This window comes from Pseudonocardia sp. Cha107L01 (assembly GCF_052566575.1).
In genome coordinates this window covers 3,098,968-3,123,135 of sequence record NZ_CP199579.1, presented here as the reverse complement: position 1 = coordinate 3,123,135, position 24,168 = coordinate 3,098,968, and the positions used below count along the sequence as shown (strand labels likewise).

General features: G+C 72.8%; 21 protein-coding genes and 1 pseudogene. 8 read left to right on the top strand and 14 right to left on the bottom strand.

Annotation, left to right across the window (positions count from 1 at the left end; translation table 11 throughout):
• Window positions 1-119: 119 nt before the first annotated feature.
• Entirely contained in the window at window positions 120-2,966 is a 2,847-nt protein-coding gene (locus ACTXG6_RS14790) for a right-handed parallel beta-helix repeat-containing protein (protein ID WP_445188371.1), read from the bottom strand.
• A gap of 283 nt (window positions 2,967-3,249) precedes the next feature.
• Window positions 3,250-3,708, bottom strand: coding sequence for a universal stress protein (locus ACTXG6_RS14785; protein ID WP_445188370.1), 459 nt, complete (start codon window positions 3,706-3,708; stop codon window positions 3,250-3,252).
• Window positions 3,709-3,755: 47 nt separating this feature from the next.
• Here ACTXG6_RS14785 and ACTXG6_RS14780 point away from each other — a divergent pair, with 47 nt between their 5' ends.
• The gene (locus ACTXG6_RS14780; RefSeq protein WP_445188369.1) at window positions 3,756-4,253 is read left to right on the top strand and encodes a MarR family winged helix-turn-helix transcriptional regulator; all 498 of its coding nucleotides are present in this window, start codon (window positions 3,756-3,758) and stop codon (window positions 4,251-4,253) included.
• A 3-nt stretch (window positions 4,254-4,256) separates the two neighbouring features.
• Here the strand turns inward: ACTXG6_RS14780 and ACTXG6_RS14775 are convergent, their stop codons facing one another.
• Window positions 4,257-4,583 (bottom strand): DUF3817 domain-containing protein, encoded by a 327-nt coding sequence (locus ACTXG6_RS14775; protein ID WP_445188368.1) that lies wholly within the window; start codon window positions 4,581-4,583, stop codon window positions 4,257-4,259.
• A gap of 20 nt (window positions 4,584-4,603) precedes the next feature.
• Complete coding sequence (locus tag ACTXG6_RS14770; protein WP_445188367.1) at window positions 4,604-4,939, bottom strand: TetR/AcrR family transcriptional regulator C-terminal domain-containing protein; 336 nt, start codon at window positions 4,937-4,939, stop codon at window positions 4,604-4,606.
• A gap of 23 nt (window positions 4,940-4,962) precedes the next feature.
• On the opposite strand from ACTXG6_RS14770, the gene ACTXG6_RS14765 reads away from it, so the two are divergent.
• Window positions 4,963-5,370, top strand: a complete 408-nt coding sequence (locus ACTXG6_RS14765; protein WP_445188366.1) for a hypothetical protein — start codon at window positions 4,963-4,965, stop codon at window positions 5,368-5,370.
• A 27-nt stretch (window positions 5,371-5,397) separates the two neighbouring features.
• A complete protein-coding gene (locus tag ACTXG6_RS14760) occupies window positions 5,398-5,994 on the top strand; it encodes a TetR/AcrR family transcriptional regulator (RefSeq protein WP_445188365.1) in 597 nt (198 codons plus the stop codon).
• A 158-nt stretch (window positions 5,995-6,152) separates the two neighbouring features.
• Here ACTXG6_RS14760 and ACTXG6_RS14755 read toward each other — a convergent pair whose 3' ends face one another.
• From ACTXG6_RS14755 to ACTXG6_RS14745, 3 genes are read right to left on the bottom strand one after another with little or no spacing between them, the layout of a single operon-like run.
• Complete coding sequence (locus tag ACTXG6_RS14755; RefSeq protein ID WP_445188364.1) at window positions 6,153-7,532, bottom strand: NtaA/DmoA family FMN-dependent monooxygenase; 1,380 nt, start codon at window positions 7,530-7,532, stop codon at window positions 6,153-6,155.
• Window positions 7,529-8,713: an LLM class flavin-dependent oxidoreductase gene (locus tag ACTXG6_RS14750; protein WP_445188363.1), complete on the bottom strand. Its 1,185-nt coding sequence runs from the start codon at window positions 8,711-8,713 to the stop codon at window positions 7,529-7,531. The genes ACTXG6_RS14755 and ACTXG6_RS14750 overlap by 4 nt, the downstream gene beginning before the upstream one ends.
• A complete protein-coding gene (locus ACTXG6_RS14745; protein ID WP_445188362.1) occupies window positions 8,710-9,888 on the bottom strand; it encodes an LLM class flavin-dependent oxidoreductase in 1,179 nt (392 codons plus the stop codon). The genes ACTXG6_RS14750 and ACTXG6_RS14745 overlap by 4 nt, the downstream gene beginning before the upstream one ends.
• A gap of 715 nt (window positions 9,889-10,603) precedes the next feature.
• Here ACTXG6_RS14745 and ACTXG6_RS14740 point away from each other — a divergent pair.
• Window positions 10,604-10,846, top strand: a complete 243-nt coding sequence (locus tag ACTXG6_RS14740; RefSeq protein WP_445188361.1) for a hypothetical protein — start codon at window positions 10,604-10,606, stop codon at window positions 10,844-10,846.
• Window positions 10,847-10,946: 100 nt separating this feature from the next.
• Window positions 10,947-11,627, top strand: a complete 681-nt coding sequence (locus ACTXG6_RS14735; protein WP_445188360.1) for an O-methyltransferase — start codon at window positions 10,947-10,949, stop codon at window positions 11,625-11,627.
• Window positions 11,628-11,694: 67 nt separating this feature from the next.
• Here ACTXG6_RS14735 and ACTXG6_RS14730 read toward each other — a convergent pair whose 3' ends face one another.
• The 4 genes from ACTXG6_RS14730 to ACTXG6_RS14715 all read right to left on the bottom strand — a co-directional run bounded on the left by ACTXG6_RS14730 (window position 11,695) and on the right by ACTXG6_RS14715 (window position 16,541).
• Window positions 11,695-12,438 (bottom strand): class I SAM-dependent methyltransferase, encoded by a 744-nt coding sequence (locus ACTXG6_RS14730; protein ID WP_445188359.1) that lies wholly within the window; start codon window positions 12,436-12,438, stop codon window positions 11,695-11,697.
• A 10-nt stretch (window positions 12,439-12,448) separates the two neighbouring features.
• Entirely contained in the window at window positions 12,449-13,747 is a 1,299-nt protein-coding gene (locus tag ACTXG6_RS14725) for a glycosyltransferase (RefSeq protein WP_445188358.1), read from the bottom strand.
• A 120-nt stretch (window positions 13,748-13,867) separates the two neighbouring features.
• Window positions 13,868-15,775 carry a sensor histidine kinase gene (locus ACTXG6_RS14720; RefSeq protein ID WP_445188357.1) on the bottom strand — a complete coding sequence of 636 codons (1,908 nt, stop codon included), beginning with the start codon at window positions 15,773-15,775 and terminating at the stop codon, window positions 13,868-13,870.
• A 10-nt stretch (window positions 15,776-15,785) separates the two neighbouring features.
• On the bottom strand, window positions 15,786-16,541 hold the full coding sequence (locus tag ACTXG6_RS14715) for a response regulator transcription factor (protein WP_445188356.1): 756 nt from the start codon (window positions 16,539-16,541) through the stop codon (window positions 15,786-15,788).
• Between the two features lie 132 nt (window positions 16,542-16,673).
• On the opposite strand from ACTXG6_RS14715, the gene ACTXG6_RS14710 reads away from it, so the two are divergent.
• Window positions 16,674-17,492, top strand: coding sequence for a helix-turn-helix domain-containing protein (locus ACTXG6_RS14710; RefSeq protein WP_445188355.1), 819 nt, complete (start codon window positions 16,674-16,676; stop codon window positions 17,490-17,492).
• Between the two features lie 213 nt (window positions 17,493-17,705).
• Here the strand turns inward: ACTXG6_RS14710 and ACTXG6_RS14705 are convergent.
• Window positions 17,706-17,807, bottom strand: a pseudogene (locus ACTXG6_RS14705) (DUF2306 domain-containing protein); the annotation flags it as partial.
• A 410-nt stretch (window positions 17,808-18,217) separates the two neighbouring features.
• On the opposite strand from ACTXG6_RS14705, the gene ACTXG6_RS14700 reads away from it, so the two are divergent.
• Window positions 18,218-19,369, top strand: coding sequence for an acyl-CoA dehydrogenase family protein (locus ACTXG6_RS14700; protein ID WP_445190008.1), 1,152 nt, complete (start codon window positions 18,218-18,220; stop codon window positions 19,367-19,369).
• 110 nt (window positions 19,370-19,479) lie between these two features.
• On the opposite strand, the gene ACTXG6_RS14695 is transcribed toward ACTXG6_RS14700, so the two are convergent.
• Both ACTXG6_RS14695 and ACTXG6_RS14690 read right to left on the bottom strand, forming a co-directional pair.
• On the bottom strand, window positions 19,480-20,811 hold the full coding sequence (locus ACTXG6_RS14695) for a competence/damage-inducible protein A (RefSeq protein WP_445188354.1): 1,332 nt from the start codon (window positions 20,809-20,811) through the stop codon (window positions 19,480-19,482).
• 194 nt (window positions 20,812-21,005) lie between these two features.
• Complete coding sequence (locus ACTXG6_RS14690; protein WP_445188353.1) at window positions 21,006-21,506, bottom strand: VOC family protein; 501 nt, start codon at window positions 21,504-21,506, stop codon at window positions 21,006-21,008.
• A gap of 426 nt (window positions 21,507-21,932) precedes the next feature.
• On the opposite strand from ACTXG6_RS14690, the gene ACTXG6_RS14685 reads away from it, so the two are divergent.
• The gene (locus ACTXG6_RS14685) at window positions 21,933-24,167 is read left to right on the top strand and encodes a heavy metal translocating P-type ATPase (RefSeq protein WP_445190007.1); all 2,235 of its coding nucleotides are present in this window, start codon (window positions 21,933-21,935) and stop codon (window positions 24,165-24,167) included.
• Window position 24,168: the final 1 nt, after the last annotated feature.

Genomic DNA, 24,168 nt, shown 5'->3' with positions numbered 1-24,168 from the left:
GCTGTGGGGAATGCGGCTGTGGGAAATGCGCAGCGCCGGCGGCGGTGTGGGGGCCGGCCGCCGGCGCTACTCGCCACTACTGCGTCTGAAGGGATCCGCGTCTGGGGGGGATCGCCGGTTTACGGCTCGCCGCCGACCGAGGGGCCCCTGTAGCCGACCAGCGAGCTGGCGTCCATGCCGACCTGGTAGCCGATCCCGGCGGCGATCTTGTTGGCCGCGACGACCGCACCGGTCGACCTGTTCTGGAACGAGAACGCCTTGTCCGGCTTGCCGGTGATGGTGTTGCCGGTGACCTTGACGTTCTGGATGTCGTCGATCTGCAGGGCCTGGGACGCGTTCACGTCGCAGAAGTTGTCGGTGAAGGTGATGTTGTCGCTGCGGCCCTGGCCACTGCCGTCACCGGCGCTGCTGTTCGGGCCCTCGGCGATCAGGCACTGGTTGTCGATCCGCTCGCACCTGTTGCCGTCGATGAGCACGTTCTGGCTGGCCGGGCTCTGCGGGTCGGTGGCGTAGCTCTGCATGCAGTCGGCGTGCGCCCCACTGCCGTCCGGGCTGATGTCGCTGATCGTGTTGTCCAGGATCTTCAGGTTGCTGCCGAAGAACCGCAGGCCGTCGAAGTCACCGCCGGTCGGGTGCTTGACCGTGTTGTTCCGCACCGTGATGTTGTTGCCGGTCAGCTCGATGCCGGGGGCCTCCGCGTTGACCGCGCTGAAGCCGGCCACCACGACATTGTTGCCGTCGACGGTGATGCCCTTGACCGGGGTGGACCCGTTGCCGATCACCGTGATCGGCGCGGCCGGGGTGCCGGAACGGGACACCTGCAGCCGACTGCCACCCATGTTGCCGGTCGCGCAGATCTTCTGGCCCGGCGCGGCGGCGGCCAGGGCCTGCTGCAGGCTCGCCGCACTGCTGACCCGCTTGGTGCAGTTGGCCAGTGACAACACCGAGCTGCCGGACCCGGCCCCGGCGTTCTGCGCGGCCCGCTTCGCGGCGTCGGCCTGCGTCTTGGCCCGGTTCCGCGCCTCGGCGGCCGGGTCCGTCGGCGGCGCGACCGGCGGGGAGGCCAGCGGCGGGGGCGTCAGGGCGGCGTTGTGCGAGGTGTCGACATCGTTGTCCGGCGTCGACCAGAGCGACTTCCCGAAGCCGATCAGTGCGGTGATCCCGAGAACGAGCCCGACCACGGCACCCATCACCAGGATGATCATCCGGGTGCCCGGCCGGCCGGAGAACAGCCGCCGGACCCCGGCCCGCTCCGGCCTCGGTCGGGCCCTGCGATGCCCGGCGCGCGGCTCGAACTCGAGGACCTGGGCGGTCTCCTCATCCGACAGCGGCGCCTGGAACACGGTGGTGGCGCCGAGGTCGGCGGCCGGCCGGATGCTGGCCAGTTCGAGCGGTTCGGCGAGGTGGAAGTCGTCGTCGGGCTCGTGGCGCGATGCCGAGTTGAAGCCTCCCGCCGACGGCTCGAAACCCGCGGTCGGCTCGAACTCACCGGCCGCCAGCTCGAAGCCCCTGCTCGCCTTCCAGTCCGATGCCGGATGGAAGGCGGAGGCGTCGGTCAGTCCCACGGTCGGTTCGGCACCGGCGGCCGGCTCCGCGACTGCCGCCTCCAATCCCGCGGTCGGCTCGAGACCGGCAACCGGCTCGACACCGGCAGTCGGTTCCGCGATCGCCGCCTCGAACTCGGCGGTCGACTCGAGACCGGCGATCGGCTCGACACCCGCGGCCGGCTCGACACCGGGGATCGGCTCGACACCCGCGGCCGACTCAACACCGGCGGCAGGCTCGACACCGGCGATCGGCTCGACACCGGCGGCCGGCTCGACGTCCACCGCCGGCTGGTACTCGGCGGCCGCCAGCTCGAAACCGCGGCTCGCCTTCCAGTCCGACGCCGGGTGGAAGGCCGCGGCTGGCTGGGGAGCCGCGGCCTGCTCGTGGTCCTCGGCCGACGACCAGAGCGACACCGGCGGCAGGCCCGGGTGCGTCTGGTGAGCGTCGACCGGGGACAGGTGCCCGCCCTGCCGGGGGTCCTGCTCGGGTTGGAGATCTTCGAGTGGCCGGAGGTCCTCGACGGGCCACAGGTCGTCCACCGGATGCGGCTCGGTGTCGGACTGGAAGTCCCAGGCAGCCCGGAAGCCGACGGCGCGCTCGAACTCACCGATCGGTGGCAGGTCCTCGACCGGCCGGAGCCGGGCGGCCGGGCGCGACCGCTCCGCGCCCGAGCGGGACCGCCCGGCGCTCTCCGGGTTCGCCACCGCGTGCCGACCGCTGTCGGACCACCTCGCCGGCGGCGGCCGGCGGTCCAGCCAAGGCTCCAGGGCCGCGTCGACGGGTGAGCCGAGATCACCGAGGTCGCCGAGCTCGCCGTTCCTGCTCGGCCGGACGTCCGGGCTCAGCTCGCCGTGCCGGCCGCTCGGCTCGACATCCGGGCCGGGCTCGAACTCCAGGTCGGGCCGCCAGGACGACCAGGCCGACGCCGGCTGCAGCCCGGAGCCGTTCTCCTGGTCCGTTGCCGGCTGGCCGGCATCCGGTTCCTGGCCAGCCGCCGTGGCAGGCCCGGGGACGGGGTTCGGGCCGGCCGAGTAGTCGGCCCGGGGCGCCGGGATGAGGCCCATCGGATCCGGGTCCATCAGGTCCGGGTCGATCAGACCTGGGCCCATCGAATCCGGGCCGATCGGATCCGGGTCCTTCGAATCCGGGCCCATCAGACCTGGGCCCATCGGATCCGGGCCCATCGGATCCGGGTCCATCGGTCCCGGATCCGGCGAGCCGATGACCGCCATCGGTCCGGACTGGGAGATCCGGGGGCGCGGCAGCATCAGGGCCGACTCGAGAGAGGGCGTGCCCAGCCTGTACTCGGCGGTGCCCTGGTCGAACTGGCCGACGCGGGGTTGCGGGACGGAGGCGTCCGGTTCGGCGACAGACGTCGTCTCACCGATACGGCCACGTGGGGAGCGGTGCCGTGACATGTCCTACCTTCCGGACCTGGCGGCCGGGATGGGCTCCGGTTTCGGGAAACCGGCGGATTGGGGACTCCGTGCCCTGTTCGTTACCTGGCCTTTACTGATCCGAGAGCAAAGGTATCGGACGGGTGATGCGGCGCCCGCGATGGTTGCGCTCGGTGAGACCGTCGCACATCTGGGCGCGACAAGCGGCCCACCGTTGACCATCCGGCGTTGTAGATCAGCCGCTGACCGCGGGACGCAGCGCAGCCGCCGCACAGCGGGTGACGACTGCCCCCATTCGGGCGAGTCAGGGTACGACGGTGACCGGCCATCGACCCATCCGCACCAGCCGTACCGCAACCGACCCGATCAGGCGATGGCCGGCCTGCGTCGAGGCGCCGACCACGACCGCGTCCACCTTGACCTCGTCGGCGATCCGCACGATCTCGGTCACCGGGTCGCCGGAGCGCACCACGTACTCCAGCGGCACGTTGTAGCTCGCCGCGCTGGCCTTGACCTCCTCGCCGAGCTCGGTGGCCACCTGGTCCATGTCCTGCTCGAGGGTCATCTCGGCACCCACGGTCAGCGCCAAGCCGGCGAGCGCGGGCCGGGTCGCCACGTACACACAAAGCAGTCGGGAACCCTGTCGGCGCGCGAAGCCGCCGGCCCAGGCCGCCGCCCGGACCGAGGTGGTGGACCCGTCGACGGCGACCAGGATCACGCCGGGACCGTCACCGGTGCACGAGTTCGGAGTTATGTTCTCCACAGGTTCAGCATAACCCTATTTACATAAGCACGTGATACACTTAGAGGGTGACAGAGGTTACAACCCACTCCGCCGAACGCTACGCGATCGTAGCCGGTCTGGAACGGCTGATCACGCTGATCCGCCTGCTCACCCCCAGCGGGGAGATCAGCCTGACCACGGCCTCGACCTTGGCGCGCCTCGCCACGGAGGGGCCGCACCGGCTCTCCGACCTCGCCGCGCGGGAGGGCGTCACCCAACCCGCCATGACGCAGCTAGTCTCCCGCCTGGAGCGGAACGGGCTCGCCGAGCGGCGCGGACACTCCGACGACCGCCGGGTGGTCATGGTGCACATCACCCCCGCCGGGCAGCAGCTCCTCGACCAGCGCCGCAGTCAGCGGGTGACCCAGCTCGCCGGCCTGCTCGACGAGCTGACCCTCGAGCAGGAGCAGGCCATCGCGGCCGCGCTGCCCGCACTGACCAAGCTCGCCGACCTGGGTGCACCCGCGGCGGGACTGCGCCCGGTCAATCCCCCGACGGCCGCCGTACGCCCGAGTAGCGACTAGCGACTAGGTCGCGGTGAGCGGCGAACCGGCGTCGGCAAGCCGGCCGGTCCGGGTGGCCCAGCGCTCGAACACCACCGTGCCGTACGGCGGGATGCTGGCCAGCACCGCGACCACGCCGACCGTGGTGGACCAGTGCTGGCGGCGCCACACCAGGATCGACAGCACGACGTAGACGAGGAACAACACCCCGTGGATCGGGCCGAAGACGTGCACCCCGGCCGCGTTGTGCACGACCAGGTACTTGAACACCATTCCGATGAGCAGGCCGGTCCACGAGATCGCCTCGGCAACCGCCGCGATCCGGAACCAGGATGTCTCCGAGCTGCGCATGCCCACCACTCTGCCCGAGGTCAGTCGGTCGCCGCCGCACCGGAGGGGGTCAGGTCGGACACAGCGGCGTAGCCGTTCAGGAATGCCGCCACCGCGGCCGCGAGCGCCTTGTCCACCTGGTCCTCGGTCATCGGATCGGCCCATGGCGTGTACTGGAGGGTGAGCTCCGCCGAGGCGAGCGCGACCAGGTGACCGGCCGCTTGCAACGGGTCGCCGACCCGCAGCAACCCGGCCTCGCCGAACCCCCGCAGTCGGTCGGCCACCTCGCGGCGCACCCGCAGTGGCCCCGCCTCCCGCCAGGCGTGCAGCATCTCGGGCGGGAAGTGCGCGGCCTCGGCACTGATCTGGCGGATCATCGCTGCCACTCGTCGGGCGGCTGGTGGACCGCTTCGGCGGCGGCGTGGTCTGCCTGTGCGGCGGCCTGGGGGCGGTGGCGACCACCGTGCCGTTCGCGCTGCTCGACCTGCACGTCGACAACGTGCCGGTACAGGCACTGCTGGTGGTCCGGGGGGTGGCGATCGCGGCGGCGATGATGCCGCCGACCGCGTCGGCGTACCGGGCGGTGACCGCGGAGCAGCTGCCCGATGCGACCACCCAGGTCAACATCCTGATGCGGGTCGGCGGCGCGCTCGGTGGCGCACTGCTCGCGGTGGTGCTCACCGGCGGCCTGGCGCACGGCACCGGGCCCGCCTTCCACACCAGCTTCTGGTGGCTCACCGGCGCCTCGGTGCTCGGCCTCGGCGGCGCGCTGTGGCTGGCCGTCACCGAACGCCGGGCCGCCCCGTAGGCTGCGGTCCGATCGTGGTCAGGGCGTATGGGGGGCGGCACGGTGGACCGGCGGACCGACACCCGAGAGGCCATCCGGTCGGTGGCACTGGAGCAGTTCGGCGAGCGGGGCTACGAGCGGACGTCGCTGCGTGAGCTCGCCGAGCGCCTGCGCATCACCAAGGCCGCCGTGTACCACCACTTCGCCACCAAGGAAGACATCCTGGCCAGCCTGGCCGGGGAGTTCACCGCCCCGCTCGACGAGCTGCTGGCCTGGGGCGACGCCCAGCGCCCCGGCCCGGACACCCGCCGCGAACTGCTGCGCCGCTACGCCGAGCTGCTCGCCGGCCGGCACGGTCGGCTGGTCCGGTTCCTGGACTCCGACCGCGCCGGGCTGCGCGGGATGCCAGCCGTGCTCGAGGTGTACCGGCGGCTGGACAGCCTGTGCGCGCTGCTCACCAGCGGTGGGCCCGCGTTCGCTCCGGGCAGCCCCGCCGACCCGGCCGCCGCGCTGCGCGCCCGGTTGTCACTGTCCGCCCTGCACTCGGGCAGCGGTTCGGGCCCCGGCGGCGGCGCCGGTCGGGTCAGCGAGGACGAGGTGCGGGACGCCGCGCTGACCGTCGCCTGGGAGCTCGTCGACCGCTGACCCGCGCCATCCCGCGACTCGAGCCGCCGAAAACCGCGACTCGCTGTGCTGAAATCCCCGACTCGGTGTGCTGAAAACCCCGACTCAGTGTGCTGAGATCCCCGACTCGGTGTGCTGAGATCCCCGACTCGCGCTGACGGAAAGCCCGACTCGCCGGGTTAGGTGCCTCGGTTCGCCGGGTGCCTCGGTTCCTCGAGCCGGGCGGGGGTGTCCTGGAACAGGTGGTCGCGCAGGGTCGAGCCGGTGTACTCGGTGCGGAAGCTGCCCCGGTCCTGCAGCTCGGGGATCACCTTCTCGACGAACTCGTCCAGCCCGCCCGGCGTCAGGTGTGGGACCAGGATGAACCCGTCGCTGGCGTCGGACTGCACGTAGCTGTCGATCTGCTCGGCCACCTGCGCCGGGGTGCCGATGAACGACTGCCGGGCCGTGGTCTCGATGATCAGCTCGCGGATGCTCAGGTTGCGCGAGCTCGCCAGCTCACGCCACTGCTGGGCGAGCGACACGGTGTCCTTCTCGTGCCGCACCCGGCCGCGGGTGATCGAGACGTTGTCCGGGTCCGGGTCGACGTCCGGCAGCGGGCCGTCCGGGTCGTAGCCGGACAGGTCGCGGCCCCAGACCTGCTCCAGGAACGCGATCGCGGTCTGCCCGCCGACCTGCTGGCGCCGCACGTGGTCGGCGCGTTCCTCGGCGTCCCGCGTGCTGTCACCGAGTACGAAGGTGGCCGCCGGCAGGATCTTCAGGTCGTCCGGGCGCCGGCCGTAGCGCGGCATCCGCCCCTTCAGATCCTGGAAGAACGCCTGGCCGGCCTCGAGCGTGCCGTGCCGGGAGAAGATCGCGTCCGCGGTGGCCGCGCCGAACTCCCGGCCGGCGTCGGAGTCACCGGACTGCAGCAGCACCGGGTAGCCCTGCGGGCTGCGCGGCGTACCGAACCGCCCTCGGATGTCGAACTGCTCGCCCTGGTGGCGCACCGGGGTGATGGCGCTGTCCGGGGCGAAGACGCCGCTCACCGGGTCGGCGCGCACCGCGTCGGAGGCCCAGCTGTCCCACAGCTTCTTGGCCACCTCGAGGATCTCGGCCGCCCGGTCGTAACGCTGCTCGGGTTTGAGGAAGCCGCCGCGCCGGAAGTTCTCCCCGGTGAACGCATCCGAGCTGGTCACCAGGTTCCAGGCGGCCCGGCCACCGGAGAGGTGGTCGAGCGAGGCGAACTGCTTGGCGATCTCCACCGGCTCGTTGAACGTGGTGTTGATGGTGCCGCCGAGGCCGAGGTGGGTGGTGACCGCGGCGAGCGCGTTCAGCACGGTGAACGTGTCCGGCCGGCCGACCACGTCCAGGTCGTGGATCAGGCCCCGGTGCTCGCGCAGCCGCAGGCCCTCGGCCAGGAACAGGAAGTCGAACAACCCGCGCTCGGCGGTGTGCGCGAAATGCACGAACGAGGCGAACTCCGTCTGGCTGCCGGACGCCGGGTCGCCCCACACCGTGGTGTTGTTCACCCCGGGGAAGTGCGCCGCCAGGTGGACCAGCTTGCGCGGCTTGTTCATGCCCGGGCCTCCGTGAAGTAGTTCGCCGGTCGGGGCAGGCCGAACCGGTCGCGCAGGCTGCCCGGGCGCGGCGCCGCCGGCCGCAGCCCGCGCGCCACCAGGGCCGGCACCAGCTCGCCGGTGATCACCCGCAGGCCGTCGGGCAGTGCCAGCGGGGCCAGCGTGACGCCGTCCGCCGCGCCGCCGCCGACCGCGTCACCGATCAGCTCGGCCAGTTCGTCCGGCGTACCCACCGCGCGCAGCGTGCCCGGGGCGGCGGCCGGACCGGTGGCGCCGGCCCAGCCGTCCAGTTGCTCCAGTGTCCGCGCGGCGTCCCCGGCGGTGGCTGCCAGCAGCGTCTCGACGTCCAGCAGCACCGGCACCACGTCCGGGTCCCGACCGGCGGCGGCCACCGCGGCGCGCACCCGCTGCCGGGCGGCGGCCGACGCGGCGAGATCCGGGGCGGCCACCCGGACCACGTCCGCCCACCGACCGATCACCGCCACGGCGTCCGCCTCGTCGGACCCGTCGCCGAGGTGCAGTACCACCGGCGGGTGCGCCTGCGGCGGGCGCGGCGTGATGGACGGGCCCTTGACCGAGAAGAACTCGCCGCTGAAGTCGATGTAGTGCACCTTGGCGCGGTCCAGGTAGCGGCCGGTGGCCACGTCCCGGATCACCGCGTCGTCCTCCCAGCTGTCCCACAGCCGGGCCACCACCTCGATCGCATCGGCGACCTCGCGCCACAGAACGGCGGCGGGGGCGGCGTCGCGGCGGCCGAACAGGTCGGCCTCGGCCTGGGTGCGGGACACGGCAGGCTGCCAGCCGGCCCGGCCGAGGCTCACGAAGTCGAGGGTGGCGATCGCCTTGGACAGGTGGAACGGCTCGGTGTGCGTGACCGTGGCGGTCGGTACCAGACCGACCGTGCTGGTCACCGGCGCGACCCTGGCCGCGATGGCCACCGCGTCCAGTCGGCCGCGCACCCGACCCTCGGCGCCCTCGGTGCCGTCGGGCGGCACGAACGAGTCGGGGAGCGCCACGAAGTCCAGCCCGGCCGCGTCGGCCTGCTGGGCCAGCTCGATCCAGTACCCGGCGCTGAACAGCTCGGCGGCCCGGGCGCCGGGCAGTCGCCAGGCGGCGGGGTGTCGACCGGCACCGGCCAGCTCGACGGCCAGGTACGCCTCGGGGCGGGCCGGCACCGTCATGACTGGGCTCCGATCCAGTACTTGGCCAGCAGCTCGTGGCTGCGTACCCGGTCGGTGTGCTCGGTGGTGATGCTGGTGATCAGGACCTCGTCCGCCCCGGTGACCCGGGCCAGGGTGTGCAACCGGTCCGCGACGGTGGCCGCCGAGCCGACGAACTGGGTGGCCAGCCGGTCCGCGACGCCGGCCCGTTCCGCGTCGGTCCACTGCCGCGCCTTGGCCTGCTCCGGTGTGACGTACGGCTGCGCGCCCCGGCCGGCCTTGATGTCCAGTACCCACTGCCCGTACGGGGCGGCGAGCTCTCGCGCGGTCTCGTCGTCGTCGGCCACCACCACGTCGGCCGACACCATCACGTACGGCTCGGCGAACAGCTCCGAGGGCCGGAACGCCTTGCGGTAGGCGGCCACCGTCTCCAGCACGAAGCTCGGCTGGATGTGATAGCTGGCCGCGAACGGCAACCCGGCCGCGCCGGCCGCCTTCGCGCTCTCCCCGGGGCTCGAACCGAGCACCCAGACCTGCATGTCGGAGCCCTCGGCGGGCAGTACGTGCAGTGCGCCGCCACCGGGCCCCGGGTAGCTGCCGGCGATGAAGGCCAGTACGTCGTCGATCTGCCCGGTGTAGTCCGGGGCCGGCTCGTCCAGCCGGTAGTCCAGCAGCCGGCCGAGTATCTCGTAGGTGCCCGGGTCGCCGGGGTAGCTGCTCGGGCGGGGCAGCAACAGTCCGTCGACCTCGCGGTCCGGCACGTCCGGCGGGCCACCTCCCGCGCCAGCCCCCGAGCGCTTGGTCAGGATCTTGCGCAGGTCGAAGCGGCCGAGGCCGAGGTCGACCCGGTTCGGGTGCAGCGCCGCGATGGTGCCAAACTGCTCGGCCACCAGCAGCGGCGGTGAGTTGGGCAGCTGGACGGCGCCGGAGCCGACCCGGATGCGGTCCGTGGCACCGGCGATCAGCGCGACCACCACCGCCGGGGCGGCCGACGCGACGCCCTCCGCGAGGTGGTGCTCGGCCACCCAGAACCGGTGGTAGCCCGAGCGCTCGGCGGCCTGGGCCAGGTCGATCGTATTGCGCAGCGCATCGGCCGCCGTGCCGCCGGCCGGCACCGGTGACAGGTCCAGTACGGAGAGCGGGACAGCGCTCTGCTTGATCGTCGGCCCGATCGTCTGCCTGATCGGATGGCTCATCGGATCCTCCCGGTGGTGGGGCGGCGGCGCGGCGGTGTCCCCGACCCGCTGTGCCGGCCACCTCAATGTGCGCCAAAGCATCCGGAACGGCGACTCGTTGGGGCGGCCCGGTGGGGACTGGCACGCCGACAGGCGCCGCGAGCGGTCGCTCGCCGCACCCGGATCAGCGCGCGATGGGCTGCCCGGTCAGTTCGGACTGATCGCGGTACTCGTGCGGCAGAAGTCCACATGCAGTCGCCAGGCGTGCCAGGTGGTGCGCAGCGCGGTCGGGCACGGCGAACGGTGCCGCCACCTGACCGAGCGTCCTGCCCGCACCCGACCTCCAGCCGACCCCGATTGATTTCCCGATATCCCACTAGGCCCAACGTGGCATGGCCGGCAAATCTTCCGCCGGCCGCTGGCGCGGCGGGGCGATCCTTAGGCAGCGCCGCCCAGCGCCGCCCCGTCACCTCGACTGTAGGGCCGGCCCGCCGGCTCTGCGGTCGAGGATGCCAGCAATCACCCGGAGTGAGCCGCAAACCACCTTGAAGGACCGCTATCTCCACTGTATTAGTAGAGATATGGCGGACCTTCTCGAGCTCGTGAGCCGCCGTCACCTGGACTACAAGCGCACCGCGAGCGCGCTGTGTCGGCCGGGGCGTCACACCGTCTGAGCCCCACCCGGCCGCTTCGCCGCCGGGCCTTCGACCGACGTCACCGTCCCCAGGAGTCCGCTGTGTCCGTTCTGAGCACCCCCCCGTTGTCCATGACCGACTACCCGAGCACCGACCGCCAGTTCCAGCGCCAGGCCATCACCGAGCACCTGCTCACCGCGCTCGAGGACGTGGTGTGGCGCTACCGGGCGCTGTCCGGTCACCCGGAGCACGCCGACCTTTACGCCGAGACGGTCACGGCCGAGGTCGCGCACCAGCTCGCGCTCGCCCGCCGGGCGCTGGACCGCCACCCCTCGGTCGGCTGAAGCACCGGCGTTGCCTCGGGGCCTCGGCTGCGCTGAACGGTCGGCGCAGCTGAGGCGTCGATCACCCGCCGGGTCCGGGCCGGCGTGCCACGATGAGCCCATGGTGGACGAGCGGTGGGCGGCGGTCGACAACTACTTCGGTGACCTGATGATCGGCGAGGACCCGGTGCTGGACGCCGCGCTCGCCGCCAGCGACGCGGCCGGCCTGCCGCCGATCGCGGTGTCCCCGACGCTGGGCAAGTTGCTGCACCTGCTGGCCAGGGCAACCGGAGCGCAGCGCATCCTGGAGGTCGGCACGCTGGGCGGCTACAGCACGATCTGGCTGGGCAGGGCGCTGCCCGCCGGCGGCCGGCTGATCAGCCTGGAGGCGGTCGACAAGCATGCCGAGGTAGCGCGGTCCAATGTCGCGGCCGCCGGGCTGTCCGAGGTGGTCGACATCCGGGTCGGGCCGGCCCTGGAGGCGCTGCCGAAGCTCGCCGCCGAGCAGGGCGACCCGTTCGACCTGATCTTCATCGACGCCGACAAGGAGAACAACGTCGCGTACTTCGACTGGGCGATCCGGCTGGCCCGACCCGGTTCGATGATCATCGTGGACAACGTGGTGCGGGACGGCAAGGTGCTCGACGCCAACAACCCGGACTCCCGGGTACAGGGCTCGCGCCAGTTCGCCGAGCTGGTCGGCGCCCAGAACCGGGCCAGCGCCACCACGCTGCAGATGGTGGGAGTGAAGGGCTGGGACGGCTTCACCCTGGCCGTGGTCAACGACCCCGCCGAGGCGTAGCGCACAGCGTCAGCTACTCCGACCGCTCCGGTTCAGGTCAAGGCCGGCGCGCGTCAGCCGGTCGCTGTCATGCGGTCGCCACCAGTAACCGGAAGGTGTTCTCCAACCGGTAGCCGCCCTCCGGTGTCCGGTACCGCGCCAGCCCGGCCAGCACCGCCTTGCGCACCGGCGCCCGACCGGCCTTCGCCACCGCGCGCCGGCCGATCTCGGCGGTGTTGATCGCGGTGAGCAACGCGCGCTCGTCAACGAAGTCGAACGCGCACCGGACGTCCTCGGTCTCGCTGTCCGCCAGTCCGGCCAACCCGGCCAACTTCGCCAACCGGCCGTCCGCGCTCAACTCCGGCGGCCCGGTACGCCCCGCTCCCCGCAGCCACGGTGGCGGGCCGAGGATGGGCGCCAGCGCCTCACCGAAGGCACCGACGGCGCACTGCTCCGGCGGCCCCCACACGGTGACCGCGATCGGCGCACCCGCCCCGGCCACCCTGGCCAGCTCACGCAGCGCGGCCAGCGGGTTGGCCAGGTGCATCAGGACCTGCACGCAGGTCACGGCCGCCGCCTCGCCGTCCGGCAGGGGCAGCGCGGGCAGCTCACCCAGGCTCAGCTCCGCCTCCGGCACGCGCTGGGCGGCCCGGACGAGGGCGACCGGGTCGGCGTCCACCCCGCGCACCGGGATGAACCGGTCGGCGGCGAGGCGGCACAGCTGACCGGTCCCGCAGCCCACATCCACCAACGCGCCCCCGGCAACCGTGCCGAGCGCATCGAGCACCCGCTCGTAGAGCGGCCGGCCCCAGCCGGCCGGGCCAGCATCCACACCCCGGATGTTAGTGCCCGGTCTCCTCGCTGGCCCGCCCGGCGAACACCCAGGTGTGCAGCAGCGCGAAGCGCAGAACCGAGGCGACCAGGTTCGCCGTGATCAGCACCAACAGCTCTGCCGACCAGCTCGGGTCCCCGGTGACGGCGTGCAGCACCGCGAGCGAGCCGCCGGTCAACGCCAGTCCGAGCCCGAACAGCACGAGGGCGCGGGCGTGTTGGCGCAGTGCGCCGCGCCTGCCCTGCACGCCGAAGGTGATCGCCCGGTTGGCCGAGGTGTTGCCGACCGCGGTGACCAGCAGCGCGCCGAGGTTCGCCGCCTGTGCCCCCAGCGGGTCCCGCAGCAGCAGGTAGAGCAGTAGGTAGACGGCGGTGCTGATCACCCCGATGCCGGCGAACCGGAGCAGCTGACCGCCGATCCCGACCGGCACCCCCGACCGGCGTGCCGGCGCGCGGCCGAGGCGGGCGCCGAGGTCACCCAGCGGCAGTGCCCCGGAGCCGAGCGAGCGGTTCAGCCGCAGGACGCCGCGCAGGTCGGCCAGCGCGGTGGCCACGATGTCCACCCTGCTGTCCGGGTCGTCCACCCAGTCCACCGGCACCTCGTGGATGCGCAGCCCGGCGCGCTCGGCCAGCACCAGCAGCTCGGTGTCGAAGAACCAGCCCGGGTCCTGCACCAGGGGCAGCAGCTCGGCCGCCGCGTCGGCCCGGATCGCCTTGAAGCCGCACTGCGCGTCGCTGAACCCGGCGCCCAGCGCGCCCCGCAGAATCAGGTTGTAGCAGCGCGAGATCAGCTCCCGCTTCATCCCCCTGGCCACCCGGGACCCGCGTCCGAGCCGGGTGCCGATCGCCAGGTCGGAGTGCCCGGACACCAGCGGCGCGACCAGCGGGAGCAGGGCCGCGAGGTCGGTGGACAGGTCGACGTCGCAGTAGGCCAGCACGGGCGCGTCCGAGGCCGACCAGGCCGCCCGCAGCGCCCGCCCCCGGCCCTTCTGCTCCAGCCGCAGCACCTCCACCTGGTGCAGCTCGGCGGCCAGCTCGGCCGCGACCGCCGGCGTCGCGTCGGTGCTCGCGTTGTCCGCGATGGTGATCCGGAACGGGTACGGGAAGGTCTGTTCGAGGTAGGCGTGCAGCCGCCGCACGCTGGGGCCGAGGTCCCGCTGCTCGTTGTGGACCGGGACCACGACGTCGAGGGTGGGCACTCCCTCGACCGGCGGACCGGCTGCCGAGGGAGCGGGCACCACTCGCGTCGACCCGGCCACTGGCACGGCGAGGTCGAGCCCGGCCAGGGACAGCGGGTCGGTCAGCACCATGGCCCCAGATTCGGCGCCCGCGCTGTCGCCGCGTTGTGCCGTACCTAGGCGCCCGCTATGAACGGCGGCGCTGAGGGCGGTACTGCTGAGAGCGGCGCTGAGAGCGGTGCTCAGCGCAGGTCAGGACTGCGCCGCGCCGTTCGACCCGGACCCGTTCGCACCGGACCCGTTCGCGCCGGTCGCCGATCCAGGACCGGACGAGGGCATCGAGGCGGGCATCGAGGCGGGCATCGAGGCGGGCACAGTCACCGCCGACGGGGCGCTCACCGCCACGGGCACCGTGCCAACCCCAACCCCAGCCCCACCGCCGGAACCGGCCCCGTCCGCCGAGCCCCGGCCAGCCACGACCCCGGGCATCGGCGTGGTGATCCGGGGGGCTCCGTTGGTGGGCAGCCGCACGGTGAACACCGTGTGGCCCGGCACGCTCTGCACCCCGATCTGTCCGCCGTGCGCGACCACCACCGCGTGCGCGATCGCCAGCCCCAGCCCGGTGCTGCCGGCCGCGCGCGAGCGCGAGCTGTCACCACGGGCGAACCGGCCGAACACGTGCGGCAGCAGCCCGGGTGGGATGCCCGGGCCGTCGTCGACCACCCGCAGCGCGGCCTCGGCCGGGCCGCCGGTCAGCTCGGCGCGCACCGTCGTGCCTGGCGGGGTGTGCACCCGGGCATTGGCCAGCAGGTTGGACAGCACCTGGGACAGCCGGGTGGCGTCGCCGGGGACGGTGACCGCCTCGTCCGGCAGTTGCAGGGTCCAGTGGTGGCCCGGGCCGGCCGCGTGCGCGTCGCTCACCGCGTCCACCACCAGTTGCGAGACGTCGACCGGCTCCCTGACCAGCGGGCGCCCGGCGTCCAGGCGGGCCAGCAGCAGCATGTCCTCCACCAGCGAGGTCATCCGCTCGGCCTGCGAGGACACCCGGCTCAGCGCGTGCGAGACATCCGGGGGCACGTGCTCCGAGGACCGCCGCGTCAGCTCGGCGTAGCCCCGGATGGCGGCCAGCGGGGTGCGCAGCTCGTGGCTGGCGTCGGCCAGGAACTGGCGCAGCTGGGTCTCGCTGGCCTGCCGGGCCTCCAGCGCGGACGCGACGTGCTCCAGCATCCGGTTGAGTGCGGCGCCCACCTGGCCGACCTCGGTGCGCGGGTCGGTGTCGGCCGGCGCGACCCGTTCGGCCAGCGCCACCTCACCCCGGTCCAGCCGCAGTTCGGCCACCCGCCCGGCCGTCGCCGCCACCCGCTGCAGCGGCCGCATGGTGACCCGCACGATCAGGGTGCTTGCCGCGCCGGCCACGATCAGCCCGATCGCGGCCACCACCAGCTCGATCCAGCCCAGCCGCACGAGCGTGGTGTTGACCTCGTTCAGCGGCAGTCCGGTGACCAGCACCGAGTCGTCCGGGCGCTGCACCGCGATCAGCCGGTAGTCGCCGATGCCGCCGATCGCCCTGGTGTGCGGGTGCCCGTCGGTCGGCACGTTCTCCAGGTCGTTCTCCTCGTGCCGGCCGACCGTCTGGAGCACCCCGTCACCGTCCAGCAGACCGCTCTGGTGCACGTCGCCGTCCACGATGCGGGCACCCAGCGTGCCGACCCGCTGTCCCGGGCTGAGCAGGAAGCACGGCGCGTTGTGGTCCCCCGCGGTGTGGTCGGAAGGGGAGCGGTCCCCGGGAACGTGGCCCCCGGGGGTGCCGGCGCCGGGCGTGCCGGGAGTGCCGTTGCCGGGAGTGCCGTCGCCAGGGGTGCCACCTCGGTCCGCCGACTGGGCACCGCCGCGGTTCCCTGAGCAGGGCTTGCTGTGTCCGTAGGACTGCGCGAGCCGCAGACCGGCCCCGTTCAGCTGGATGTCCAGCTGGGAGATCAGGAACCCGCGCAGGAGCAACAGCGAGATCGACAGCACGATCAGGCACACGGCGGCCAGCAGCGCGATCATCGCGACCAACATCCGGGTGCGCAGCGGCAGCGCGGACACCCGGTCGGCCAGCCGCCCGGTTCGGTCGGCCGACCCCAACCACCGGGACCAGCCGGCGGTCGGACTCCTCATCGCGCCAAGCTCATTCCGCCGGCCGCAGCGCGTACCCGGCACCGCGCAAGGTGTGAATCATCGGCGAACGCCCCGCATCGATCTTCTTCCGCAGATAGGAGATGTACAGCTCGACCACGTTGGACTGGCCACCGAAATCATAGTGCCAGACCCGGTCCAGGATCTGCGCCTTGCTCAGCACCCGGCGCGGGTTGCGCATCATGTAGCGCAGCAGCTCGAACTCGGTCGCGGTCAGCGTGATCGAGTCGCCGCCCCGGCGCACCTCGCGGCTGTCCTCGTCCAGCGTCAGGTCGCCGACCACGAGCATCGCATCCGGCCGCGCCGAACCCCGCCCGGAGCGCCGCATCAGCGCCCGCAGCCGCGCCACCACCTCTTCCAGACTGAACGGCTTCGAGACGTAGTCGTCGCCGCCGGCGGTCAACCCGGCGATGCGGTCCTCGACCTGGTCCTTGGCGGTGAGGAACAGAACCGGCACGTCCGGCGCCTCGGCGTGGATGCGCCGCAGCACCTCGAGCCCGTCGATGTCCGGCAGCATGATGTCCAGCACCACGGCGTCCGGCCGGAACTCCCTGGCCAGCCGCACCGCGGTCAGTCCGTCGCCGGCGCCGCGGACGTCCCAGCCCTCGTAGCGCAGCGCCATGGAGAGCAGCTCGGTCAGGGTGGCTTCGTCATCAACCACCAACACCCGGACCGGACTCCCGTCCGGGCGGCGCAGCTGGCCCCGGCCTGTCTCGGACGCTGCTGACGGGGCATTCATGGTCGACATGCTCCTAGATTGTCGGTCCGGTCTGTGACCGTTGTGAGCGAAGTCTGTGTAACAGCTGTGCGGCACGCCGGTCACCCCTCGACCGGGTAGCGTTCGAAAGAGCGCGCTGGCAGCACCGGTGAAGGAGGCGGCATGAGTACCGCGGTGAAGCCCTCCGGGCCCACCCCGTCCGGGGCCACGGTAGGCGATCTGCTGCGGAAGTGGCGTCAGCACCGCCGGCTCAGCCAGCTCGACCTGTCCATCCAGGCCGACATCTCCACCCGGCACCTGAGCTTCGTGGAGACCGGTCGCTCGGTACCCAGCCGGGAGATGGTGCTGCACCTGGCCGAGCAGCTCGACCTGCCGCTGCGCGAGCGCAACCAACTGCTGATCGCCGCCGGCTACGCGCCCATCTACGCGGAGCGCGCGCTGGACACCACCCCGCTGTCGGCGGTGCGCGACGCGGTGCGCCAGGTGCTGACCGGCCACGAGCCGTACCCGGCGCTCGCGGTGGACCGGTACTGGAACATCGTGGACGGCAACACTGCGCTCGCCGTCCTCACCGAGGGAGTCGCGGCCGAGCTGCTGGGACCGCCGGCCAACGCGCTGCGGATCGCGCTGCACCCCGGCGGCATGGCGCCGCGGATCGCGAACCTGGCGGAGTGGCGGGGGCACCTGCTGGCCCGGCTGCGGCGGGAGGTCGAGCACACCGCCGACCCCCAGCTCGCCGCGCTGTACGACGAGCTGATCGAGCTCCCCTGCGACGACCCGACCCCGGCCGGCGAGCACTCACCTGCCGGCGCGGTGGTGGTGCCGCTGCGGTTCCGGCACCCCGACGGTGAGCTGGCCTTCTTCAGCACGGTCACCACCTTCGGCACCGCGCTGGACGTCACCGTCGCCGAGCTGGCCATCGAGGCGTTCTTCCCCGCCGACGCGGCCACCGTGAAGATCCTGCGCGGAGAGTCCGGCTAGTGTCCTGGGCGCCCGCCGGCGCCGCTGGCTCCACCACTCGGCGGCGAGCAGGTTGACCACCCAGCACAGCCAGAAGGACACTCCCATGGCCTGCGCGATCGCGGCCCGTGCCTCGGGACCGCCGGCGGCCAGCGAGTCCGACAGCGCGTCCGGCACCGAGTCCGGTACGAACACCGCGACGCACAGCACACCCCAGAACCGGTTCGTCACGATCGAGAAGAGCAGCGCGACGCTGCGGATCATCCACACCCGGTGCTCGGCGTACCTGCGCCGCCGTGCCATCCGGTAGCCGGCGAGCGTGGTGGCCGGCCACAGCAGGGCGAGCAGGGTCAGCGGGACCTGCTCGTTGGGGCCCGGACCGACTGGGGTCGAGGGTCAGGTAGCGCGGCAGCGACACAGCCAGGAACACCGCGGTGAGCACGGCGAGCGGGCCGACCCACGGGCGGGTCAGTACCGAGCGGGCGCTGATTCTCCGGACGACGGCGGAACTCACGGGTCGGCCTCCAGGGACGGGGTTCGGGGTACCCGCGAGCCTTCGCGTCCCGGGGCCGGAAATCAGTCAGGGAGGCCACCCGGGGGTGGGTAGGGCTGCCTCCACCTTCCGGGCCGGCGAACGGTCCGGCAAGATGACCTCATACTCGTCGGTAACTTCGGTGGCCCGCGACGAAAGCTCGACGACAGCTCGACTAGCTCGACGAAACCTCGGCGCGCCCCGGCGAACGGAGATCAGCGTGGACCCGATCCGACCTTGGGACGACCCGGAGCGGCGCGACCTGGCCGAGCTGGCGCGCACCTTCGCCACCAGGGAGATCGTGCCGCACGCCGACGAGTGGGAGACCAGCGGCGAGCTGCCCCGCGAGCTGCACCTGGCCGCCGCGAAGGTCGGGTTGATCGGCGTCGGGTTCGACCCCTCGGTCGGCGGCGACGGGGACCTGATCGACTCGTTGCTGGTGACCGAGAACTTCATCCTGGCCGGCGCGCCGACCGGGGTGTGCGCGTCGCTGCTCACCCACGGCATCGCGGTGCCGCACATGGCCAACACCGGCGACGAGTACCTGCTGGAGCGCTTCGTCCGTCCCACGCTGGCCGGGGAGAAGATCGGCTCGCTGGCGATCACCGAGCCGGACGCCGGCTCCGACGTGGCCAACCTGCGCACCCGCGCGGTCCGCGACGGCGGCCACTACGTGGTGAACGGGGCGAAGACCTACATCACCTCCGGCGTGCGCGCCGACTTCGTGACCACCGCCGTGCGCACCGGCGACCCGGGCTATGGCGGGGTCTCCCTGTTGGTGGTGGAGAAGGGCACGCCGGGGTTCACGGTCAGCCGCAAGCTGGACAAGATGGGCTGGCGCTCCTCGGACACCGCGGAGCTGTCCTACGTCGACGTGCGGGTGCCGGCGGAGAACCTGGTCGGCGCCGAGGGCAGCGGGTTCCTGCAGATCATGACCCAGTTCGCCACCGAGCGGCTCGGGCTGGCCACCCAGGCATACGCGGTCGCGCAGCGCTGCCTGACGCTCACCATGGACTGGGTCCGGCAGCGGGAGACGTTCGGGCGCCCGCTCTCCGGCCGCCAGGTGGTCCGTCACAAGATCGCCGAGATGGCCCGGCAGACCGACGTGGCGCGGCGCTACGTGCGCGAGGTCGCGGTGCGGTACCTGGCCGGCGAGGACGTCATCACCGAGGTCGCGATGGCCAAGAACACGGCGGTCTACGCCTGCGACTTCGTCGTCAACGAGGCGGTGCAGCTGTTCGGCGGCCTCGGCTACATGCGTGAGTCCGAGGTGGAGCGGCACTACCGGGACGCCCGCATCCTCGGCATCGGCGGCGGCACCAACGAGATCATGAACGAGATCATCGCCAAGCGCCTGCTCCCCTGAGCCCCGCCGCCGGCGCCGGCCCCGGCGGCTCACCGCTCACACAGCTCGGGTGGCGCCCACACAGCGGCCTGGGCGGCTGTGTCGAGCCGCCAGGGCTGTGTGAGCCTTCCTCAGCGCTGGTTCGCGCCGCCGGACAGGACGCGGCGGATCAGGTGCATGGCGAGGTCGGTGGAGCGCTCGCGGATGTCGGTGCGGTTGCCGGGCAGTACCGGTGACGCCTCGCGCACCTGGCCGTCGGACGTGGTCACGCAGAAACACACGTAGCCGACCGGCTTCTCCTCGGTGCCGCCGCCGGGACCGGCCACCCCGGTGATCGAGACGCCGATGTCGGCGTCGAACACCGCCCGGGCGCCGTCCGCCATCGCCCTGGCCACCTGCGGGGACACCGCGCCGTACTGCTCTATCAGGTCGGCGGGCACCCCGAGCAGCGCCACCTTCGCCTCGTTCGAGTACGCCACCACCCCGCCGGCCAGGTAGTCCGAGGACCCCGGCCGATTGGTCAGCCGGCCGGCCAGCAGACCGCCGGTGCAGGACTCGGCCAACCCGATCCGGTGCCCGGCCAGCAGTTGGGCCACCTGCTCGTCGGTCGGGGTGCCGTCGGTACTGACCAGGTGCGACCCGTGCCGGCGTTCGATCTCGGCGACCAGCTTGTCGCTCGCCGCCTCCGAGCTGGCGGAGCCGGGCCGGTAGCGCAGGTCCACCTCGAGCTCCGAGCGGCGCAGGCAGGTGGTGATCTCCACACCGGACAGGTCGACCTCGGCGCCGACCTCGCGCAGTGTCTGGGCGATCTCCGACTCCGGCAGCCCGAACATCCGCAGGTGCACGGCGGCGAACGGCGGTGTCCTGGCCAGCAGCTCACGTACCGGCGGGGTATCGAGCGCGGCGGGCCACATGCCGTGCAGCTCACGCGGCGGACCGGGCAGCACGACCACCACGGGGCCGCCGGGCACGGTGACCACGAGGCCGGGCGCGGTGCCCACCGGGTTCAGCACGATCGCGCCGCTCGGCACGGTGGCCTGTTTGCGGTTGGCGGCGTCGAGCGCGGCGCCGGCGAATCCGGTGCGCGCGGCGAACCGGCGCAGGATCTCCGCGATGCGCTCCTCCATGCCGGTGTCCAGCACCATCGGCACCCCGGCGAACCCGGCGACCACCTCGGCGGTGACGTCGTCCGCGGTCGGGCCGAGGCCGCCGCTGGTCACGATCAGGTCGACCGGTTGGCCGGCGAGGAACCGCAGTCCGCCGGCGAGGTCGTCCGGCCGGTCCCCGACCACCAGGATGTCGGCCACATCGACGCCGAGCGCGCCGAGTCGTTCGGCCACCCAGGGCCCGTTCAGATCCCGGATCTTGCCGGTCAGCAGCTCGCTGCCGGTGACAAGAACCCCCGCGCGGACCCCGCGATCGGAGGGCTGGTCCGCCGTCACACCGTTGTCGCTCACACGCACTCCGATCTCCCTCGGCGAGCGTACGCGGACCACAGCGCCCCGGCCCGCCGGCGAGCGCGGGCGAGCGCGTCAGCGGTGAGCGCGTCAGCGGGCGAGTGGGAGCCGGCGAGCGTCAGGACGGGGAGCCGCGTCAGCGGGCGGCCCGGTTGGACGAGCGCGGTCAGGGCACCACGGCGGTCAGGGCACGACAGCGGTCAGGGCACGCCGGCGGTGTCCCGGGGGCGACTCCCGGTCCGGCGCGGTCGGGACCACCAGAGCTCGAGGCCGATGCCGTCCGGCGCGGTCAGCGACAGGTACTGCTCGTCGCCGGTGTCGCGGACCGAGGAGTGCGGGATGCCCAGCCGGTGCAGGTGCGCGGCCCAGTCACCCAGGGCGCGCTCGCTGGCCACCCGCAGCGACAGGTACTCGAACCGACCTCGTCCGCTGTCCCGCGCCCGCTGCCGGAAGCCGAGCACCAGACCGGAGTCGGGGTGCCGCACGACCACCTTCCGCGGCGTCGCCGGGGATGCCGGCCGATCGGGCCCGCCGGCCTTATCCGGCTGCTCGGTCGACACGAAGCCGAAGGTGCGACACCACCAGTCCGCCGAGGCCACGATGTCGCGCACCACCAGCGCGATGTGCGGCACGGTGGCCTCGGTAGCCGGTGCGGGTTCGGCTTCACCGCGCACGGCAAGGCCCACCGCCGTCTGGCCCACCGCCGTCTGACCCCCCGCCGTGTCCGTCAGCGCTGCCTGGTCGGGTGCTAGGTCCCCGGCCGATAGCTGTCCCGGTACAGCCGCATCAGTCACGACCGCATCAGCCACGACCGCATCAGCCACGACCGCATCAGCCACGACCGCATCAGTCACAGCCGCATCAGCCACAACCGCCGCTTCGCTCGCTGGGCCACTTGCCGCCCCTGTCTCCGCCACGCTGGGTATTGCGTCCGAGCGGCCATGATCGTTACCTCCGAACGCTCCGACCAGGCCAGTTGTACCCCAGGGGGGTAGGGTATAACTTGAGGGACCAGAGCGAGGAGGTCGATCGTGAACGCGCCGAGCAGTACGGCCACGGGTGCCACTTCCGGCACATCAGCCGGGGCGCCGTCGGACGCCGCGCACCTGGAGCTGATCGTCGGCGGGATGACCTGTGCGTCCTGTGCGGCCCGGGTGGAGAGGCGGCTGAACCGGATCGACGGGGTGGCCGCCACGGTCAACTACGCGACGGAGAAGGCGACCGTGAGCGCGCCGGCCCGGCTCGACCCGGGCGAGCTGGTCGCCGCGGTCGTCGGCGCCGGCTACACCGCCACGATTGCCGCCCCACCGGCCGCGCCGGCCGCCGCCGGCGACCACGACCTGCCCGGCCAGTCGGCCGACTCCCCCGGCGCGGCGACAGACGCGGCAGCCGAGGCCCGGCAACGGCTACTGGTCAGTGCCGCACTGAGCATCCCGGTGATCGCGCTGGCGATGGTGCCGCCGGCCCAGTTCGACTACTGGCAGTGGGCCTCGCTGACGCTCACCGCGCCGGTCGTGGTGTGGGGCGGCTGGCCGTTCCACCTGGCCGCCTGGCGCAACCTGCGGCACGGCGCGGCGACCATGGACACACTGATCTCGCTGGGCACCCTGGCCGCGTTCGGCTGGTCGGTGTACGCACTGTTCTTCGGCACCGCGGGGCACGTCGGCATGACCCACCCGTTCAGCGTCGAGCTGGGCCGCGGCGACGGCGCGGGTGCGCTCTACCTGGAGGTCGCCGCCGGGGTCACCACGTTCATCCTGGCCGGTCGGTACTTCGAGGCCAGGGCCAAGCGCCGTGCCGGAGCGGCGCTGCGCGCGTTGCTCGAACTGGGCGCCAAGGACGTCGCGGTGCTGTCCGGTACGGATCCCGACGACACCCGCGAGACGCGCGTGCCGGTCGCCCAGCTCACCGTCGGCACCCGGTTCGTAGTACGGCCCGGCGAGAAGTTCGCCGCGGACGGGCTGGTGGAACAGGGCAGCTCCGCGGTCGACGCGTCGATGCTGACCGGCGAGCCGGTCCCCGTCGAAGTGACTGTGGGGGACGCGGTGGCCGGCGGCTGCGTGAACACCAGCGGCCGGTTGGTGGTGCGTGCCACCCAGGTCGGCGCGGCCACCCAACTGGCCCAGATGGCACGGCTGGTCGAGCAGGCCCAGGCCGGCAAGGCCCAGGTGCAGCGGTTGGCCGACCGGGTCTCCGGGGTCTTCGTGCCGGTGGTGATCATGCTGGCGTTGATCACCCTGGTCGGCTGGCTGATCGCCGGGGCCGCGCCGGCCACCGCGTTCACCGCCTCGGTGGCGGTCCTGATCATCGCCTGCCCCTGCGCGCTCGGGCTGGCCACACCGACGGCGCTGCTGGTGGGCACCGGACGGGGCGCCCAGCTCGGCATCCTGATCAAGGGCCCCGAGGTGCTGGAGTCGACCCGGCGGGTGGACACGGTGGTGCTGGACAAGACCGGCACGGTGACCACCGGGCGGATGACGCTGGTGGACGTGCTGGCCGCGCCCGGCGAGGACTCGGACCAGCTGCTCCGGCTGGCCGCCGCCGCCGAGGACGGCTCCCAGCACCCGATCGCCTCCGCCGTGCTGGCCGGTGCCCGGGAGCGGGTCGGTGTGTGGCCGGCGGCGTCCGACTTCCGGTCACTGGACGGGCTCGGCGTGCGCGCCACGGTCACCGGTCGGCGGGTTCTGGTCGGCCGGGCCAGGCTGCTCGCCGAGGCCGGTCAGCCGCTGCCCACCGAGCTGCGAGACACACTGGCCAATGCCGAGGCGGGTGGGCACACCGTCGTCGCGGTCGGTTGGGACGGACGGGCCCGCGGGTTGCTCCTGGTGGCCGACCAGGTCAAGCCGACGGCCGCCGAGGCGATCCGCGAGCTGCGTCGGCTCGGGCTGCGGCCGGTGCTGCTGACCGGTGACAACGCGGCGGCGGCCGGTGCGGTGGCCGCCGAGCTGGGCATCGACGAGGTGATCTCCGAGGTGCTGCCCGCGGAGAAGGCGGCCGAGATCACCCGGCTGCGTGAGCAGGGGCGGGTGGTGGCCATGGTCGGCGACGGCGTGAACGACGCCGCCGCGCTGGCCACCGCCGACCTGGGTATCGCGATGGGCACCGGCAGCGACGTGGCGATCGAGGCCAGCGACCTCACCGTGGTGCGCGGCGACCCCCGCGTGGTGGCGGACGCGATCCGACTCGCCCGCCGCACCCTGGCGGTGATCAAGGGCAACCTGTTCTGGGCGTTCGCCTACAACCTGGCCGCCCTGCCGCTTGCCGCCGCCGGCCTGCTCAACCCGATGATCGCCGGCGCCACCATGGCCCTCAGCTCGGTGTTCGTGGTGTCCAACAGCCTGCGGCTGCGCCGGTTCCACTGAT